We start from the raw sequence: 15,427 nt of genomic DNA on the forward strand, positions 1-15,427 counted from the left end.
GATCTGTTTGGAGTTTCGAACGATCGGATTGCCGACCGTCTCAGTTGGTGCACCGAAACTCCTGGATGCCCCCGGTTCGCCTTCTCTGACCGGTCTCAGCGGGCTTTTCCGCGGATGGCCGGTTGCTGTCGGTGAGCGGTCGTGTGAAGAGAGTGCGCGGGCGCGGTGTCCCGGTCGCGCGCCGAACGGTCGGGCATGGCACCGTTGCGGAGTCAATCGCGAATTCTCCAGCCCGAGGAACGGTGGCGACCAAGGTGACGAGCACGCACACCGAGCGGATCACGGCCCACGACGGCGGCACGTTCGACGCGTTCTGCGCGGTTCCGGACGGCGGTCGGGCACCCGGTGTGCTGTTGTTCCAGGAGATCTTCGGCGTCAACGAGAACATGCGCGGGCTGGCCGAGCGGATGGCCGACGCCGGCTACCTCACGCTGGTGCCGGACATGTTCTGGCGGATCGAGCCGGGCTTCGAGCGGCGTGACGAGTCGGGGATCGCGGACGGCGTCGAGATGGTCCAGCGGCTGGACCGCGAGCTGGCCGCGGCCGACATGACCTCCACCTTCGCCCACCTGCTCGGCATGCCCGGCTGCACCGGCAAGGTGGGCGCGGTCGGTTTCTGTCTCGGCGGGGTGCTCACTTACACCTGCGCGGCGCTGGCCCGGGTGGACGGGCGTGGGTTGGACGCCGCCGTGCCGTACTACGGCTCGGGCATCCACGAGATGCTCGACTGGGCGGACCGGATCACCTGCCCGATCATGTTCCACTACGGCGTCGCCGACCCGTACATCCCGGTGGAGGCGGTGGCCCAGGTGGCGGCCGCGTTCGCCGACCGCCCGGACGCGATCGTGCACCGCTACGACGCCGGCCACGCGTTCTCCAACTGGGACGCGCCGTCCCTGTGGGACAAGGCCGCCGCCGACCTGGCCTGGGAACACACCCTCGCCTTCCTCGCCGAACATCTGCATTAGCCTGGGGAACCGTGAGCGACGCGTATCAGCTGATCCTGTTGCGGCACGGCGAGAGCGAGTGGAACGCCAAGGGGCTGTTCACCGGCTGGGTGGACGTGCCGCTGTCGGCCAAGGGCGAGGGCGAGGCGCGCCGGGGCGGCGAGCTGCTCGCCGAGTCGGGAACCCTGCCCGACGTGCTGCACACCTCGCTGCTGCGCCGCGCAATCTCCACCGCCAACCTGGCCCTGGACGCCTGCGACCGGCACTGGATCGAGGTGCGCCGGGACTGGCGGCTGAACGAGCGGCACTACGGCGCGCTGCAGGGCAAGAACAAGAAGCAGACCCGCGAGGAGTTCGGGGACGAGCAGTTCATGCTCTGGCGGCGCTCCTACGACACCCCGCCGCCGCCGATCGAGCCGGGCAGCGAGTTCGCCCAGACCGACGACCCGCGCTACGCCGGCCTGAACGCCCCGCGCACGGAATGCCTCAAGGACGTGGTGGCCCGGATGCTGCCGTACTGGGAGTCGGCCATCGTGCCGGACCTGCGCGCCGGGCGGACCGTGCTGGTCGCCGCGCACGGCAACTCGCTGCGCGCGCTGGTCAAGCACCTGGACGGGATCTCCGACGCCGAGATCGCCGGCCTGGACATCCCCACCGGCATCCCCCTGCGCTACCAACTCGACGCCGACCTGCGCCCGCTGACCCACGGCGGCGAGTACCTGGACCCGGAAGCCGCCAAGATCGCCGCCGCCGCCGTAGCCAACCAAGGCCGCTAACCCCCCATATCGCTGGTTTCCCCAGCCCATATCGCGGGTCTGCCCACCTCATGTCGCGGGTTTCAGCGTGGCATGTCGCGGGTTTCAGCATGGCGAAACCCGCGACATGTGCCGGCGAAATCCGCGACATGACGGGCGTGGGGTAGCGATATGGGGTTAGGCGAGGACGCGTAGGTCGGGGGCGGTGTGTAGGGCGTCGGTGAGCTCTCGCCACTGGTGGGCCAGGCGCTGGGGGTCGGTGGGGGCGACCGTGACCGTGCCGGCCTTGCGCAGGAGCATGAAGTGGCCGCTGCCGGTGCGGTGGAAGCCGATCACCCACGGCGCCCGGCGTTCCGGGCCGCCGTAGCGGGCGGTGGCGCCGAGTTGCCCGCCGCCGAGGATGCCCGAGCACATCCGGGCCAGTGAGTTCGCCGCCTGCCGGTCCACGCCCAGGGCCCGCAGCTCGTCGGTGAGCGCCGCGAAGCCGTCCCCCTTGGCCAACCGGGACGCGGCGGTGTCCAGCGTGTCGGCGGGGATGTTCACCGGGGTGCCCTCGCCGGGGGTGATCGGCCCGAGCAGGTCGAGCAGCGCGCCGGCCACCCTGGAGCCGTCCAGCGGGCGCAGCCGGATCGGCCCGGCCCCGTCGTGACTGAGCACGATCGCGCCCTGGGCGCCGGCCACCGCGCCGACGCCGAGCACCGGCCGGCCGGCGCCGGAGGGGTTCGCGTACCGGATGTCCAGGTGGTAGTCGGCCTGCGCGATCACCCGCAGCAGACCGACCAGCACCGGCGCCGGGCGCGAGCCGTCGGAAAGGCCCCGTCGGGACAGCCCGGCCATCGCCTCCCGCAGCAACCCGTCGGCCCCGGCCCGCTCGGCCGGGGTCCAGCCGGGGCGGCGCAGCCGGAACAGCACGGGGGTCTCGCCCAACCGGAGCGCCTCCCAGCAGGCCAGCAGCTCGGTCGGGGTGAGTTGGATGGCCGCCGGGTGGCGGTTCACCACGGTTCCTGGTCCGGCCCGAGCACCGGCGGCACCGCGTCGTCCCCGATACCGGCGCTGAACGGCTCGTCGCTGGGCAGGAAGACGTTGTTGCGGTGCTGTCGATCCCCGGACAGCATTCCGCCGGCCAGCGGCATACCACCCGGTCCGATGCCCGGTCCGATGCCGGGGACCCCCGGACCGATGCCCGGGCGGCCGCCCGGGCCGGTGCCGCCGGGTGCCGGTTCACCGGCCAGCCCGGGCCCGTACGGCCGTTCCGGCGGACCGAGCCCGCGCGGCACGCCCGACTGGCCCGGCTGGTTCGGCCCGCCGGCCTGGCCGGCCTGGTTGGGTCCGCCGGTCTGGCCGGGCTGGTTGGGTCCGCCGGTTTGACCCGGCTGGTTGGTCCCGCCGGGGAGGCCGGTCTGGTTCGGTTGGTTGGTCCCGCCGGGAAGGCCGGTCTGGTTGGGCGCACCGGGCGGGCCGGACTGGTTGGGTAGGCCCGACCGGCCCGGCGGGAGCGGCGGCTGGCCCGGACGGCCCGGTTCGCCGAAGGGCGGTGTCCCCGGCGCCCGGCCCGGTGCGGGCGGACGGGCGGAGTGGCCGGACGGCGGCCGCAGGCCCGGGAAGCCCGGGACCGGCAGGCCGGAGGGGCCGGGTTGCCCCGGCGCGGGCGAGTGGCCGGGCCAGGCGCCCGGAGGGGCGGCCGGCGGCGCCGACGGCGACAGGTCCGCCAGGTCGGTCGGCGCGGGACCGGGATGAGCACCGGGCGGGCCGAGATGCCGGGGGCCGGGCACGTTCCCGGATCGGCCATCCCCCGGGCGGGTCGGCGGGAGAACCGGGTCCAGGGTGGGGAACGCGTCGACCGCGGCGCGGGTGTTCGCGTCGTGCGCCGAGTAGGCGGCGAACGCGGCCTTGGTGGCCGCCGCGTTGTCCGCCACGGCGGCCGCGTGGTCGGTCACGCCGAAGTACCTGGTCGGGAACATGTCGTCCCAGATGGTCGGCGGCGGCACCGGCTTCGGCGGGACGATCTTGGGCTTCATCTCGGCGAACGAGCTCGCGTAGTCCTGCACCCGCTCCCCGCCGTTGCCGGCGGCCGGCGCGCCCCGCTCCGCCCACCGGATGACCCGGTGCATCGCCGACGCGCTGGCGTCCGCCGCCGCGCCCTGCCAGTCGGCGCCCGCCGCGCGCAGCGCCCGGCTCACCCGTTCCGCCGACCCGGACGCCCACCTGTGCAGCGAGCGCAGCCCCGCGACCGAGGGATCCACCACGCGGACGCCCGGCCCGCCGTGCACCTGCTCGTAGAGCCGGCGGAGGTCGGAGCCGTCGTCGTAACACAGGTCCTCGGTCATGGCGCCTACCGGTTGCCGGCCCGGGCTTGCAGACTGGTGATCATCATCTCGGCCGCCCTGGTGGCCAGCTGGCAGGCCTTCCCGTGGTTCATCCCCGGGTAGTCGCTGCTCAGCGTGTTGTACTGGACCACAAGGCTCTGCCCGGGCGCGACGTCCAGGTAGAGCAGGCAGTTCCCTTCAGGGCTCCCGGCCGCGGCCGGGCCGGTGGCCGCGGCGAACCCGGCGACCTGGGTGAGCCGGGCGCCCCGGCCCAGGTAGTAGCCCACGCCGTGCTCGAGCGTCTTGCCCGCCGACCAGCCGTCGTCGAACCGGGCGTCGGGCGGGTTCGACCAGACACAGCCGTAGCCGCCGTTGGGGTCGTCGCCGAGCGGCCGGCGCCGGCCGGGGCCGTCCGCGCCGAGGGCGGTGACCTGCCCGGGGGTGAGCAGCTCGCAGGGTTCGACGTCGTTCAGCGGAAGGGTCGCCGGTCGGGGCGGAAGCGCCGGGTCGGCCGGCGCCGGGGACGCCTCGGCGGGAGAGGTCGGGGCGGCTGTGGGTGCCCGGTCGGCGGCGCAGCCGGCCAGGGCGAACAGCAGCGCCAGCAACGGCACGATCATCGGCCGGCTCATCGGGGTGCCCCGGGCGTGATCGGCGGCGGGTTGTCCCGTTGGAACTGCCGGAACGAAGCGGCGAGCTGGTCCTCGGTGTGCCCGTACCGCCTGGCCATCTGGCCCAACTCCTCCGCGCCGGCCTTCAGCGCGTCGACGTAGGCCGCCCACTGCTCCAGCAGCGCCCCGATCTTGGCGTTGAACTCGGGCTCGGCCCGTTCCGACACGCGGTCCAGGCCGGGTTTGCCGACGCCGGTGCCCATCTTCATCATCGCGACCTGGTCCCGCATCAGCTGTGACTCGGCCAGCAGGGCGTTGCGGACCTGCATCACGTTGGCCGGGGTGATCCGCAGGCCGGCCAGGTTGGCGCGCACCTCGGCGGCCGGCGTGCCCGGGACTGGGTCCATGCACACGGACGATAGCCAGCCGGGAACCGCCGCGTGGCCGGTTCTGGAAAATCCGCCAAATCACTCAACTGAGTGAACGCGTGGTAAACGGTCGCGGAACTCTGGCTCCATCGGGGTCGGACTCGTCACGATGCGGGGGCTCCGGCTGGTCATGAGCCCCCATGCGGGACATACGATGCAGCCGTGACCGCCCTGGCGTGTGTCGGCCTGGCCGGCGGGGCCCTCTTGTTGGGTCTGTCCGTCGGGTGGTTCCTCTTTCGCCGAAGGGTCCCGCGAACGCCGCGTTCGGTGGGCCCCACGTTCGCCGACCTGCTGCACCGGGTGACCCAGTCGTCCAACAACGGCCTCGCGGTGATCAACCGCTACGGCGACGTGGTGCTGCACAACCCGAGGGCGGCCGAGCTGGGCGTGGTGCGCTCCTCGCGCGCCGACGCCCGTGCGCTGAAGGCGGCCGAGCGGGCCATCGCCGGGGGCGAGATCCTGGACGTGGACCTCTCGCCGACCGACCCGAGGGGCGGCCGGCACCCGGAGGCGGTGCTCGGCCACGTGCGCCCGCTGGGCGACGGGTTCGCGGTGGTGGACGCCGAGGACACCTCGGAGGCGGTCCGGCTGGAGGCCACCCGGCGGGACTTCGTGGCCAACGTGAGCCACGAGCTGAAGACCCCGGTGGGCGCGATCGGGTTGCTCGCCGAGGCGGTGCTGGACGCGGCGGACGACCCGGAGGAGGTGCACCGGTTCGTCACCAAGATCCTCAACGAGGCGAACCGGCTGGGCTCCATGGTCACCGAGCTGATCGCGCTGTCCCGGCTCACCGGCGCCGAGCGGCTGCCCGAACTGGCCGTGGTCGACCTGGACGAGGTGCTCACCGAGGCGTTGGCCCGCTGCCGGCTGGTGATGGAGTCGACCGGCATCGGCATCCACACCGACGAGGCCAGCGGCCTGCGCGTGGACGGGGACCGCACCCTGCTGGTCACCGCGCTGTCCAACCTGCTGGACAACGCGATCGCCTACTCGCCGCCCCGGGCCACCGTCTCGGTGAGCCGCCGCCGGGTGGGCGACATGGTGGAGGTCGCGGTGACCGACCGGGGCATCGGCATCGCCCCCGAGCACCAGCAACGGGTGTTCGAGCGGTTCTTCCGGGTGGACCCGGCCCGGTCGCGGGCCACCGGCGGCACCGGCCTCGGGCTGGCCATCGTCAAGCACGTGGCCGCCAACCACGGCGGCGAGGTGCGGCTGTGGAGCCACCCGGGCACCGGTTCCACGTTCACCCTCCGGCTGCCCGCGCACGGCGTCGTCCCTGCCTCTCGTGCCAACCCGCCCGCCCAAACGGCTCAAACCGCCCAGACTGGCCAACCCGCCCCGCCCGAGCACACGACCAATGGGGTCAAGCCAAACCCGGCCGACCGCACGCGCGAACCAGGAGGAGTGCTGTGACCAGGGTTTTGATCGTCGAGGACGAGGAGTCGTTCGCCGACCCGTTAGCGTTCCTGCTGCGCAAGGAGGGCTTCACCGCCGCCGTGGCCGGCACCGGCCAGGACGCGCTCGACGAGTTCGACCGGAACGGCGCCGACATCGTGCTGCTCGACCTGATGCTGCCGGGAATGAGCGGCACCGAGGTGTGCAAGGCGCTGCGCCAGCGGGCCGGCGTGCCGATCATCATGGTCACCGCGCGGGACAGCGAGATCGACAAGGTGGTCGGCCTCGAGCTGGGCGCCGACGACTACGTCACCAAGCCCTACTCGGCGCGCGAGCTGATCGCCCGGGTGCGCGCGGTGCTGCGCCGGGGCGGCGAGGGCGGAACCGACACCGACTCCCCGCCCTCGGTGCTCGAGGCCGGTCCGGTGCGGATGGACGTGGAACGGCACGTGGTCACGGTGGCGGGCGGCGAGGTGCCGCTGCCGCTGAAGGAGTTCGACCTGCTGGAGTACCTGCTGCGCAACGTCGGCCGGGTGCTCACCCGGGGCCAGCTCATCGACCGGGTCTGGGGTGCCGACTACGTGGGCGACACCAAGACGCTGGACGTGCACGTGAAGCGGCTGCGCTCGAAGATCGAGGCGGACCCGTCCGCGCCGAAACACCTGGTCACCGTGCGCGGCCTGGGGTACAAGTTCGAGACCTGAGCCACGTCACAGCCAGCCCAACCGAAGATCGGGATACGGTGGTTGCCCGTGCGCCTCGGAGTGCTTGACGTCGGTTCCAACACGGTCCATCTGTTGATCGTGGACGCCTATCGCGGCGGCCACCCCACCCCGATGACCTCGGAGAAGACCGCGCTGCGCCTGGCCGAGTCGCTGGACGAGCACGGCCGGCTGAGCCGGCCGGGGGCGGACGCGCTGATCCGGGCGGTGAGCGACGCGCGCGACTCGGCGGCCGCCGCCGACTGCGCCGACCTGCTCGCGTTCGCCACCTCGGCGCTGCGCGACGCGCCCAACTCGGCCGAGGTGCTGGCCCGGGTGCGCGCGGAGACCGGGGTGGCGCTGCAGGTGCTGCCGGGTGAGGACGAGGCGCGCTACACGTTCCTCGCGGTGCGCCGCTGGTTCGGTTGGTCGGCCGGGCGGCTGTTGGTGCTGGACATCGGGGGCGGCTCGCTGGAGCTGGCCAGCGGGATGGACGAGCTGCCGTCGGTCGCCGAGTCCCTGCCGCTCGGCGCCGGCCGGCTGACCCGGGAGTGGTTCTCCACCGACCCGCCCACCCGCAAGGAGATCGACGCGCTGCGCGAACACGCCGAGGTCATGCTGGCCCCGGTGGCCCGCAAGCTGCGCCGCGACGGCCGGCCGGAGCGGATCGTCGGCACCTCCAAGACGTTCCGCTCGCTGGCCCGCTTGACGGGCGCCGCGCCGTCCGCCGAAGGACCGCGCGCCCGCCGGGTGCTCACCGAGACCGGGCTGCGCCAGGTGAGCGCCTTCATCAGCCGGATGTCCGCCGCCGACCTGGCCGAACTCGAAGGGGTGAGCCCCAGTCGGGCGCACCAGCTGGTGGCCGGATCGCTGGTGGCGGGGGCCGCGATGCGTGCATTAGGGGTAACCAGTTTGGAGATATGTCCCTGGGCGTTGCGCGAAGGCGTTATCCTGCGGCGTTTAGACTGGCTTGATGGTGCCGGGCGAGACACGGGCCGGATGGCCCCAGCGCCGGGCCTGTCTGGACTGGGGCCGCCGGAGGAGGCGCGGTATATCGGATGACAGCGGAGCGTAGTTCCGACCCGGGGCGCCAACGCACCGTCGCCGAACTGTTGCAGCAGTACGGGGGCGACGGCCGTTCCGGCGGTGGCGGTCGCCGCCGTCGGCGCAGCGCCGACGAGGACGATGCGGCCGTCGAGTCGACCGGCTCCGGACTGCCGGCCGACCCGCCGTCGCCGGCTAGTCCACACGCGTCCGAGACGCTGTCCCAGTACCCGTCCTTCGGGCAGCCGGGTCTGTCCGGGGCCGGTGACGGCGGGCTGGACTGGCTGAGCGGCGGGCGCTCCGAGTGGGACCGCCCTTCGGGGGTGGAGGACTCCTACTCGGCGCTGGACCGCACCGGGCGGGTGAGCGACTCGTACCTGACGCCGGAGCGTCCCGGTTCGGCCGGCGAGGACTCGTTCGAGTGGGACCGGTTGTCCGAGCGCGACGCCCCGCCCGACCCGTTGGGCGGCCGGGAGGCCCCGCCGTCCGGCGGCACCGGCGGCACCGGTGGCTTTCCCACCCAGAACTACCGGGGCATCTACCAGGGCGACTCGCGGCAGAGCGGTGCCTTCCGGGCCGAGCCGTACCAGCCCGAGCCGTACCAACCCGAGGCCTACCAACCCGAGGTCAAGCCGGCCGAAACCACGCAGGCCTACCGTGCCGACCCGCTCGCGCCGCCGCTCCGCCCGGAGCGGCCGACCGACCGGCTGCCCCGGTACCGCTCCGCCGAGGAGGAGGGGCCGAGCACCGAGGTGGCCTCCCGGGCCGCGCTGCTCGACGAGGACGAGCTCGAGGACACCCAGGGCGACGGCCGGCTGGACGACGATGACGACGAGGTGGAGTCGTTCCGGGTCCAGCTGGGGCCGGAGGACACCGGCCAGGGTCTGCGCCGGGTCCGCGAGGACCGGGACGACGACCTGGACGACTCGGACGCCGATGACCCGGAGGCCGACGACGAGCCCGACGAAGCGCCGCCGAGCCGCCGGTCGCGGCGTGCCAGGGCCGTCGAGGCCGAGGCGCCGGCCGGGCTGACCGACGAGGACGACCTGGACGACCCGGACGACGGCCGGAGCCCACTGGTCGCCTGGCTCATCCTGGTCGGCCAGGGCATCGCGGGCGCGGTGCTCGGCGGCGCGCTGTGGGTCGGGTTCCGCTACCTGTGGCTGAACTTCCCGGTGATCGCGCTGGCCGGCGCCGTGCTGGCCACCGCCGGACTGGTGCTGGTGGTGCGCACCATCCGGGGCAGTGACGACATCCGCACCACCATGTTGGCCGTGCTGGTTGGCCTGATCGTCACCATCTCGCCGGCCGTGCTGCTGCTCACCGCCAACGGGTGAGGCGGGTGCGGCAGCCAGCGATCCCGGTCGCGCTCTCCACCGGGTCCGTCTACCCGGAGTCGGTGGAGGTGGGCTTCCGGCTGGCCGCCGAGCTGGGCTACGACGGCGTCGAGCTGATGGTGTGGAACGACCCGGTCTCCCAGGACATCCCGGCGGTGGAACGGCTGTGCCGGCGCTACCGGGTGCCGGTGCTGGCGGTGCACGCGCCGTGCCTGGCGCTGACCCAGCGGGTGTGGGGCACGGACCCCATCGAGCGGCTGCGGCGCAGCGGCGAGGCGGCCGCCGTGCTCGGCGCGGGCAGCGTGGTGGTGCACCCGCCGTTCCGCTGGCAGCGCGACTACGTGCGGGCGTTCGCCGACACCGTGGAGCAGGTGGCCTCCGACTACCGGGTGGCGCTGGCGGTGGAGAACATGTTCCCCATCCGCCGGGCCGGCCTGCAGGCGGTGCCCTACGCGCCCAGTGACGACCCCACCGACGTCGGCCACCGCTACTACACCCTGGACCTCTCGCACACCGCCGCCGCCGGCGTGGACGCGCTGGCGCTCATGGAGAAGATGGGCGACGGGCTGGCGCACATCCACCTGACCGACGGCAGCGGCGCGTCCAAGGACGAGCACCTGGTGCCGGGCCGGGGCAGCCAGCCGTGCGCCGAGGTGTGCGAACGGCTGGTCACCGACGGTTTCCGGGGTGTAGTGGTGATCGAGATCAGCACCCGCCGCGCCCGCACCAGGCACGACCGGACCGCGCTGCTCGCCGAGTCCCTGCTGTTCGCCCGGCTGAACCTGCAGCCGGCGCCGGCACAGCTTTCCGGCCCGGTCCTGGCGCCGCCGGAGCCGGTGGTGATACCCGGCACAGATCGGGGCCGTTGACCGCGCCGGCCGGGCTACTCGGTGGTAGAGCTACTACATGCAGCCAGTATCGGTCACGTCCGCCCCGTTCTCGGGGAGTCTCGGACTCACGCCGCTCGGTGTCGGTGCCCACGCTCGTTCCGCTGACGCTGCGCTCGGTGAGTATCAGGCGGACCTGGACGGGCAGTGGGACGTCGGCTCGGGCAAGCTGCACGGCGGTTACCTGCTGGCACTGGTGGCCAAGGCCGCCGTCACCGGTCTGGCCGCGGACACCGACGAGTCGCTCGACCCGGTCGCGGTGAGCGCGGAGTTCCTGGCGGCGCCGGACCCCGGTCCGGCGCGGGTGCGCACCCAGGTGCTCAAGCGGGGCCGCACGGTGTCGGTGACGCGCGCCGAGCTCTACCAGGGCGACCGGCTGATGCTGCACAGCACGGTCACCGCCGGCAAGCTGCTGACCGGCGCCGAGGCGCCCGCTCCGGTGTGGGCGGAGCTGCCCGAGCAGCCCGCCGAACCGCCCGCCGACGCGATCGCCACCACCGACCTGGACCGCACGGTCCCGCTGGCCGGCGCGTGCGAGGTGCGGCTGGACCGGCCCACGGTGGGCTACCTGCGCCGGGAGACCGGCCCGCCGGTGATCAGGGGCTGGGCGCGCCCGCACGGCGAGCAGCCGGACGTGCTGTTCGCGGTGATGGCCAGCGACATCCTGCCCCCGGTGCTGTTCAACGTCTCCCGCCCCGGCTGGTCCCCGACCGTCCAGCTCACCGCCCTGATGCGCGCCCGCCCCGCCCCCGGCTGGCTGCGCGTGATCACCAGCAGCCGCCAGGTGGCCGCCGGCTGGTTCGACGAGGACTGCGTCATCCTGGACGCCACCGGCACCCTCATCTGCCAGTCCCGCCAACTAGCCCTAGCCCCCCTAAACAAGTAACCCCCCGCCCCGCCGCCCCCACCCGCCCCGCGAGTCGGGGATCCGGGTACGGCGAGTCGGGGATCTGGGTACGGCGAGTTGGCGTTCCCAGCACACCGAGTTGGCGATTTCGGCACCGTCGAGGGTGCGAGCTACCGTGACCGGTCATGACGAGCATTGCGTTGCTGGGCGGCGGCAAGATGGGCGAGGCACTGCTGGCCGGCCTGGTCAAGTCCGGCCATCCGATCGACCAACTGTGCTTCACCGAGCGGCACCCGGAACGCGCCCGCGAGGTGACCGAACGGCACGGCGTCGCGGCGCGTGACCTGGCCGTCGCCGTGCCGGGCGCGGACACCCTGGTGGTCGCGGTCAAGCCGCAGGACATCGAGCCGCTGCTCGCCGAGCTGGACAAGCTGCTCCGCCCCGGCACCCTGGTGGTGTCGCTGTGCGCCGGCCTGACCACCGCGCTGTTCGAGCGGTCGCTGCCCGAGAACACTCCGGTGATCCGGGTGATGCCGAACACGCCGATGCTGGTCGGCGAGGCGATGAGCGCGATCTCTCCCGGCCGGCACGCCACCGAGGAGCACCTGGTCGAGGTGGAGGGCATGCTCGCCTCGGTCGGCCGCGTGGTGCGGGTGCCGGAGCGCCAGCAGGACGCGGTGACCGCGCTGTCCGGTTCCGGACCGGCCTACTTCTTCTACCTGGTCGAGTCGATGATCGAGGCCGGAGTGCTGCTCGGCATGGCCCGCCCGCTGGCCACCGAGCTGGTGGTGCAGTCCGCGCTCGGCGCGGCGCGGATGCTCCGGGAGACCGGCGAGCACCCGGCGGTGCTGCGGGAGGCGGTCACCTCGCCCGCCGGCACCACCTCGGCGGCGCTGCGCGAGCTGGACCGGCACGGCACCCGGACCGCGCTGACCGCGGCCATCGAGGCCGCCTGCCGCCGTTCCTCGGAGCTCGGCGCGTCGTAACCCGGTCGAGTTCGGCGACCGAAGTAGCATGCTGTTAGCACGCATCGCCTGATACGGGTATTCGGGTTCCTGAACGGCCCACCGTCTGGTGCCAATGTCGCCACATTCGACACTCGTATGACGTTGCGTAGTAGAAGAGGGTAACGAATTACTCCACTCGGGTGGTATTAACTCAAAGGGATTGCTATAACATTCGCTCCAGTAACCGCTGCCACGTTAGCCTCAGTAGGACGCGGGGGGACCAGTGAGCGGCGGTGCACGCTCAGTAACGCAACACATGCGAGGTGGCCCAAGTGGCGAAGGAGCAAGTGGAACGGCCAGACATCGGTCAGCTGCAATTTCTGACCGTCGCCGAAGTGGCGGCCATGATGAGGGTGTCCAAGATGACGGTGTACCGGCTGGTCCATTCGGGCGAGCTGCCGGCGGCCCGGGTCGGACGTTCCTTCCGGGTGCTCCGGGAGGCGGTCGAGGAGTACCTGCGCGGCGCGTACCACGACGCCGGGTGACGTAGGCCGTCCCGGACGCCGTCGACGCGGCCGATACGCGGCCCGCGTTCCGGTATCCGAAACCCGAACCGGCGATCGGTCCCGGTGCGGAAGACGGGGGTGCACGAGGGCCCCCGGCCCGATGCCGGGGCCGGTACCGGCGCGGACCCGGCGACCTCGCCGGTTAGACTGTTCGTTCAGGTCGTGTTCGGTTCAATGAAGGGTGTCCCCGGGTGGGCTCGGTCATCAAGAAGCGTCGCAAGCGTATGTCGAAGAAGAAGCACCGCAAGCTGCTTCGCAAGACCCGGGTGCAGCGGCGCAAGCTCGGTAAGTGACCCCTTCCCTGGCGTGACCCGCGCCGGTCGCCACCGAGTCTCTCGCAGGTGTCGGCCCGGTAGCGGGGCGTAAGAGATGCGTGAACTCCGTCGCCGTTCCTGTTGTGTAGCGGAAACCACGACTAGCATCGGCCGTCGCGGTCGCGAGCAGTCAATGGTCAGGGAGTTTCGGTGGGGTCTTCTGTCGTCCTCGTCACCGGCGTGGGCCGGTTCATCGGTGCACGGTTGGCGGCACGGCTCGCCGAGGATCCTCGGATCGACCGGGTGCTCGGCGTGGACACCGTGCCGCCGCCGGCGTCGTTGCTGCGCGGCATGGGCCGGGCCGAGTTCATCCGGGCGGACATCCGCAACCCGCTGATCGCCAAGGTGATCGCGTCCGCCGAGGTGGACACCGTTGTGCACACCTCGCTGTCGTCCAACCCGGACTCTTCCGGTGGGCGGGCGACCATGAAAGAGATGAACGTCATCGGCACCATGCAGTTGCTCGCCGCGTGCCAGCGCTGGCCCGGCCTGCGACGCCTGGTGGTCAAGTCGACGACCGCGGTCTATGGGTCCAGCCCACGCGACCCGGCCATTTTCACCGAGGCAATGGGGCCGAAGGACCTGCCGTACGGCGGTTACGCCAAGGATGCCTCCGAGATCGAGGGCTATGTGCGCGGTTTCGCTCGCCGCCGGCCCGACGTCTCGGTCACCGTCCTGCGCTTTGCCAATTTCATTGGGCCGCGCATTGACACGTCGCTGACCAGGTATTTTTCGATGCCGGTCGTGCCGACGGTGCTGGGCTACGACGCCCGCATGCAGCTGTTGCACTCGGATGACGCGCTGGCCGTGCTGGAGAAGGCGACGCGGCAGGACCACCCCGGTGTGTTCAACGTCGGCGCGCCGGGCGTGCTGTTGCTGTCCCAGGCGATCCGGCGCGCCGGGCGGGTGCAGATGTCGATGCCCAGCTCGGTTGTCGGTCCGATCAGCCGGTTCTTTCGGGGAGCCCGGCTGGTGGACTTCACACCCGAGCAGATGAGGTTCCTGAACTTCGGCCGGGTGGTGGACACCTCGCTGTTGCGGGAGACCTTCGGGTTCACGCCGAAGTGGACCACCGTTGAAGCTTTTGACGACTTCGTGCAGGGCCGCCAGCTGCGCCCCGTGATCTCGGCCGACCGGCTGGACGCGGTGCAGGAGCGCCTGGTGGCCACGGCGCGATCGCTAATTTAAAGGGGAACCAAGGGGTGGCCGAAGCACGAGTGATCCCACTACACACAGACACCGACGACCGCGCCGACTTCCGGCCGGAGGAGCTCGCCCCGGTGCGGGTGGTGCGCCGACCGGTCCCGGTGCGCGACGAACCGCCCGCGGCCGTGCCGCTGCCGGCTCCGGCCGATCGCGCGACCGAGCCGACCGACGACCGGTTCGGCGAGCTGTTCGACTTCCTGCGCCGCCGCGCGGCCGGGGACTACCGGGTCGACGAGTTCGGGTTCGACTCCGAGTTCACCGACCACCTGGTGATGCCGGTGCTGCGCCCGCTGTACGAGCGCTGGTTCCGGGTGGAGACCATCGGCGCGACCAACGTGCCGGACGCCGGCGGCGCGCTGGTGGTGGCCAACCACTCGGGCACGCTGCCGTTCGACGCGCTGATGACCACCGTGTCGCTGCGCGACCACCACCCGGCCGGCCGGCACCTGCGGATGCTCGGCGCCGACCTGCTGTTCCGCACGCCGATGCTGGGCTCGCTGGCCCGCAAGGCCGGCCACACCCTGGCGTGCAACCCGGACGCGGAGCGGCTGCTCAACGCCGGCGAGCTGGTCGGTGTGTGGCCGGAGGGCTACAAGGGCGTCGGCAAGCCGTTCAAGGACCGGTACAAGCTGCAGCGGTTCGGGCGGGGCGGGTTCGTGTCCACCGCCATGCGCTGCGGCGTGCCGATCATCCCGTGCTCCATCGTCGGCGCGGAGGAGATCTATCCGCTGATCGGTGACCTGCGGCCGCTGGCCCGGTTGTTCGGCCTGCCGTACTTCCCGATCACTCCACTGTTCCCGCTGCTGGGGCCGCTGGGGGCGATCCCGCTGCCGTCCAAGTGGTACATCGAGTTCGGCGAGCCGATCAGGACCGACAAGTACTCGCCGTCCGACGCCGACGACCCGATGCTGGTGTTCAACGTCACCGACCAGGTCCGGGAAAACATCCAGCAGACCCTCTACCGCCTGCTCTCCCAACGCCGCAACGCCTTCACCGGCTAGAAGACACCCATATCGCGGGTTTGACCCGTTCATGTCGCGGATTCCGCCAGGGCCGAATCCGCGACATGGGCAGGCGGAACCCGCGATATGGACTGGGGGAACCCGCGACATGGGCAGGTGGGACCCGCGATATGGACT

General features: G+C 72.2%; 17 protein-coding genes. 13 read left to right on the forward strand and 4 right to left on the reverse strand.

Annotated elements, in window-relative coordinates:
- The first annotated feature begins 254 nt into the window (after positions 1 to 254).
- Positions 255 to 968, forward strand: a complete 714-nt coding sequence (locus ABEB12_RS14190; protein WP_185063921.1) for a dienelactone hydrolase family protein — start codon at positions 255 to 257, stop codon at positions 966 to 968.
- 11 nt (positions 969 to 979) lie between these two features.
- Positions 980 to 1,723, forward strand: a complete 744-nt coding sequence (locus ABEB12_RS14195; RefSeq protein ID WP_185063922.1) for a phosphoglyceromutase — start codon at positions 980 to 982, stop codon at positions 1,721 to 1,723.
- A 156-nt stretch (positions 1,724 to 1,879) separates the two neighbouring features.
- On the opposite strand, the gene ABEB12_RS14200 is transcribed toward ABEB12_RS14195, so the two are convergent.
- The 4 genes from ABEB12_RS14200 to ABEB12_RS14215 are packed head-to-tail and all read right to left on the reverse strand — an operon-like array spanning position 1,880 to position 5,023.
- The gene (locus ABEB12_RS14200; RefSeq protein ID WP_185063923.1) at positions 1,880 to 2,698 is read right to left on the reverse strand and encodes an ESX secretion-associated protein EspG; all 819 of its coding nucleotides are present in this window, start codon (positions 2,696 to 2,698) and stop codon (positions 1,880 to 1,882) included.
- The gene (locus ABEB12_RS14205) at positions 2,695 to 4,029 is read right to left on the reverse strand and encodes a collagen-like domain-containing protein (protein WP_185063924.1); all 1,335 of its coding nucleotides are present in this window, start codon (positions 4,027 to 4,029) and stop codon (positions 2,695 to 2,697) included. Before ABEB12_RS14205 ends, ABEB12_RS14200 begins: the two co-directional genes overlap by 4 nt.
- A 5-nt stretch (positions 4,030 to 4,034) precedes the next feature.
- Positions 4,035 to 4,625 (reverse strand): DUF3558 family protein, encoded by a 591-nt coding sequence (locus ABEB12_RS14210; protein ID WP_185063925.1) that lies wholly within the window; start codon positions 4,623 to 4,625, stop codon positions 4,035 to 4,037.
- Between the two features lie 8 nt (positions 4,626 to 4,633).
- A complete protein-coding gene (locus ABEB12_RS14215; RefSeq protein WP_185063926.1) occupies positions 4,634 to 5,023 on the reverse strand; it encodes a hypothetical protein in 390 nt (129 codons plus the stop codon).
- Between the two features lie 183 nt (positions 5,024 to 5,206).
- Here ABEB12_RS14215 and ABEB12_RS14220 point away from each other — a divergent pair, with 183 nt between their 5' ends.
- The 11 genes from ABEB12_RS14220 to ABEB12_RS14270 all read left to right on the forward strand — a co-directional run bounded on the left by ABEB12_RS14220 (position 5,207) and on the right by ABEB12_RS14270 (position 15,289).
- Entirely contained in the window at positions 5,207 to 6,457 is a 1,251-nt protein-coding gene (locus ABEB12_RS14220) for an ATP-binding protein (protein ID WP_185063927.1), read from the forward strand.
- Entirely contained in the window at positions 6,454 to 7,143 is a 690-nt protein-coding gene (locus ABEB12_RS14225) for a response regulator (protein ID WP_185063928.1), read from the forward strand. The genes ABEB12_RS14220 and ABEB12_RS14225 overlap by 4 nt, the downstream gene beginning before the upstream one ends.
- 48 nt (positions 7,144 to 7,191) lie before the next feature.
- A complete protein-coding gene (locus ABEB12_RS14230; RefSeq protein WP_185063929.1) occupies positions 7,192 to 8,202 on the forward strand; it encodes a Ppx/GppA phosphatase family protein in 1,011 nt (336 codons plus the stop codon).
- Positions 8,199 to 9,521, forward strand: coding sequence for a hypothetical protein (locus tag ABEB12_RS14235; protein ID WP_185063930.1), 1,323 nt, complete (start codon positions 8,199 to 8,201; stop codon positions 9,519 to 9,521). The genes ABEB12_RS14230 and ABEB12_RS14235 overlap by 4 nt, the downstream gene beginning before the upstream one ends.
- A gap of 5 nt (positions 9,522 to 9,526) precedes the next feature.
- Positions 9,527 to 10,390: a sugar phosphate isomerase/epimerase family protein gene (locus ABEB12_RS14240; protein WP_345702811.1), complete on the forward strand. Its 864-nt coding sequence runs from the start codon at positions 9,527 to 9,529 to the stop codon at positions 10,388 to 10,390.
- 37 nt (positions 10,391 to 10,427) lie between these two features.
- Complete coding sequence (locus tag ABEB12_RS14245; RefSeq protein ID WP_185063932.1) at positions 10,428 to 11,294, forward strand: acyl-CoA thioesterase domain-containing protein; 867 nt, start codon at positions 10,428 to 10,430, stop codon at positions 11,292 to 11,294.
- A 146-nt stretch (positions 11,295 to 11,440) separates the two neighbouring features.
- Positions 11,441 to 12,241: a pyrroline-5-carboxylate reductase gene (gene proC, locus ABEB12_RS14250; RefSeq protein WP_185063933.1), complete on the forward strand. Its 801-nt coding sequence runs from the start codon at positions 11,441 to 11,443 to the stop codon at positions 12,239 to 12,241.
- Positions 12,242 to 12,534: 293 nt separating this feature from the next.
- Positions 12,535 to 12,747, forward strand: a complete 213-nt coding sequence (locus ABEB12_RS14255; protein WP_345702812.1) for a helix-turn-helix domain-containing protein — start codon at positions 12,535 to 12,537, stop codon at positions 12,745 to 12,747.
- Between the two features lie 212 nt (positions 12,748 to 12,959).
- Positions 12,960 to 13,061, forward strand: coding sequence for a 30S ribosomal protein bS22 (locus tag ABEB12_RS14260; RefSeq protein ID WP_010241351.1), 102 nt, complete (start codon positions 12,960 to 12,962; stop codon positions 13,059 to 13,061).
- Between the two features lie 171 nt (positions 13,062 to 13,232).
- Positions 13,233 to 14,270 carry an NAD-dependent epimerase/dehydratase family protein gene (locus ABEB12_RS14265; protein ID WP_185063934.1) on the forward strand — a complete coding sequence of 346 codons (1,038 nt, stop codon included), beginning with the start codon at positions 13,233 to 13,235 and terminating at the stop codon, positions 14,268 to 14,270.
- Positions 14,271 to 14,284: 14 nt separating this feature from the next.
- Entirely contained in the window at positions 14,285 to 15,289 is a 1,005-nt protein-coding gene (locus ABEB12_RS14270) for a lysophospholipid acyltransferase family protein (protein ID WP_425572246.1), read from the forward strand.
- Positions 15,290 to 15,427: the final 138 nt, after the last annotated feature.

Origin of the sequence: Actinospineispora eucalypti (assembly GCF_039543365.1) — a bacterium.
Classification (GTDB): Bacteria; Actinomycetota; Actinomycetes; order Mycobacteriales; family Pseudonocardiaceae; genus Pseudonocardia; species Pseudonocardia eucalypti.

Excerpts from the sequence above, each read along its gene's own strand:
- ABEB12_RS14245 (WP_185063932.1), top strand. The coding sequence starts at position 10,428 with ATGCAGCCAGTATCGGTCACGTCCGCCCCGTTCTCGGGGAGTCTCGGA.
- ABEB12_RS14205 (WP_185063924.1), bottom strand. The coding sequence starts at position 4,029 with ATGACCGAGGACCTGTGTTACGACGACGGCTCCGACCTCCGCCGGCTC.
- proC (WP_185063933.1), top strand. The coding sequence starts at position 11,441 with ATGACGAGCATTGCGTTGCTGGGCGGCGGCAAGATGGGCGAGGCACTG.
- ABEB12_RS14215 (WP_185063926.1), bottom strand. The coding sequence starts at position 5,023 with ATGGACCCAGTCCCGGGCACGCCGGCCGCCGAGGTGCGCGCCAACCTG.
- ABEB12_RS14210 (WP_185063925.1), bottom strand. The coding sequence starts at position 4,625 with ATGATCGTGCCGTTGCTGGCGCTGCTGTTCGCCCTGGCCGGCTGCGCC.
- ABEB12_RS14235 (WP_185063930.1), top strand. The coding sequence starts at position 8,199 with ATGACAGCGGAGCGTAGTTCCGACCCGGGGCGCCAACGCACCGTCGCC.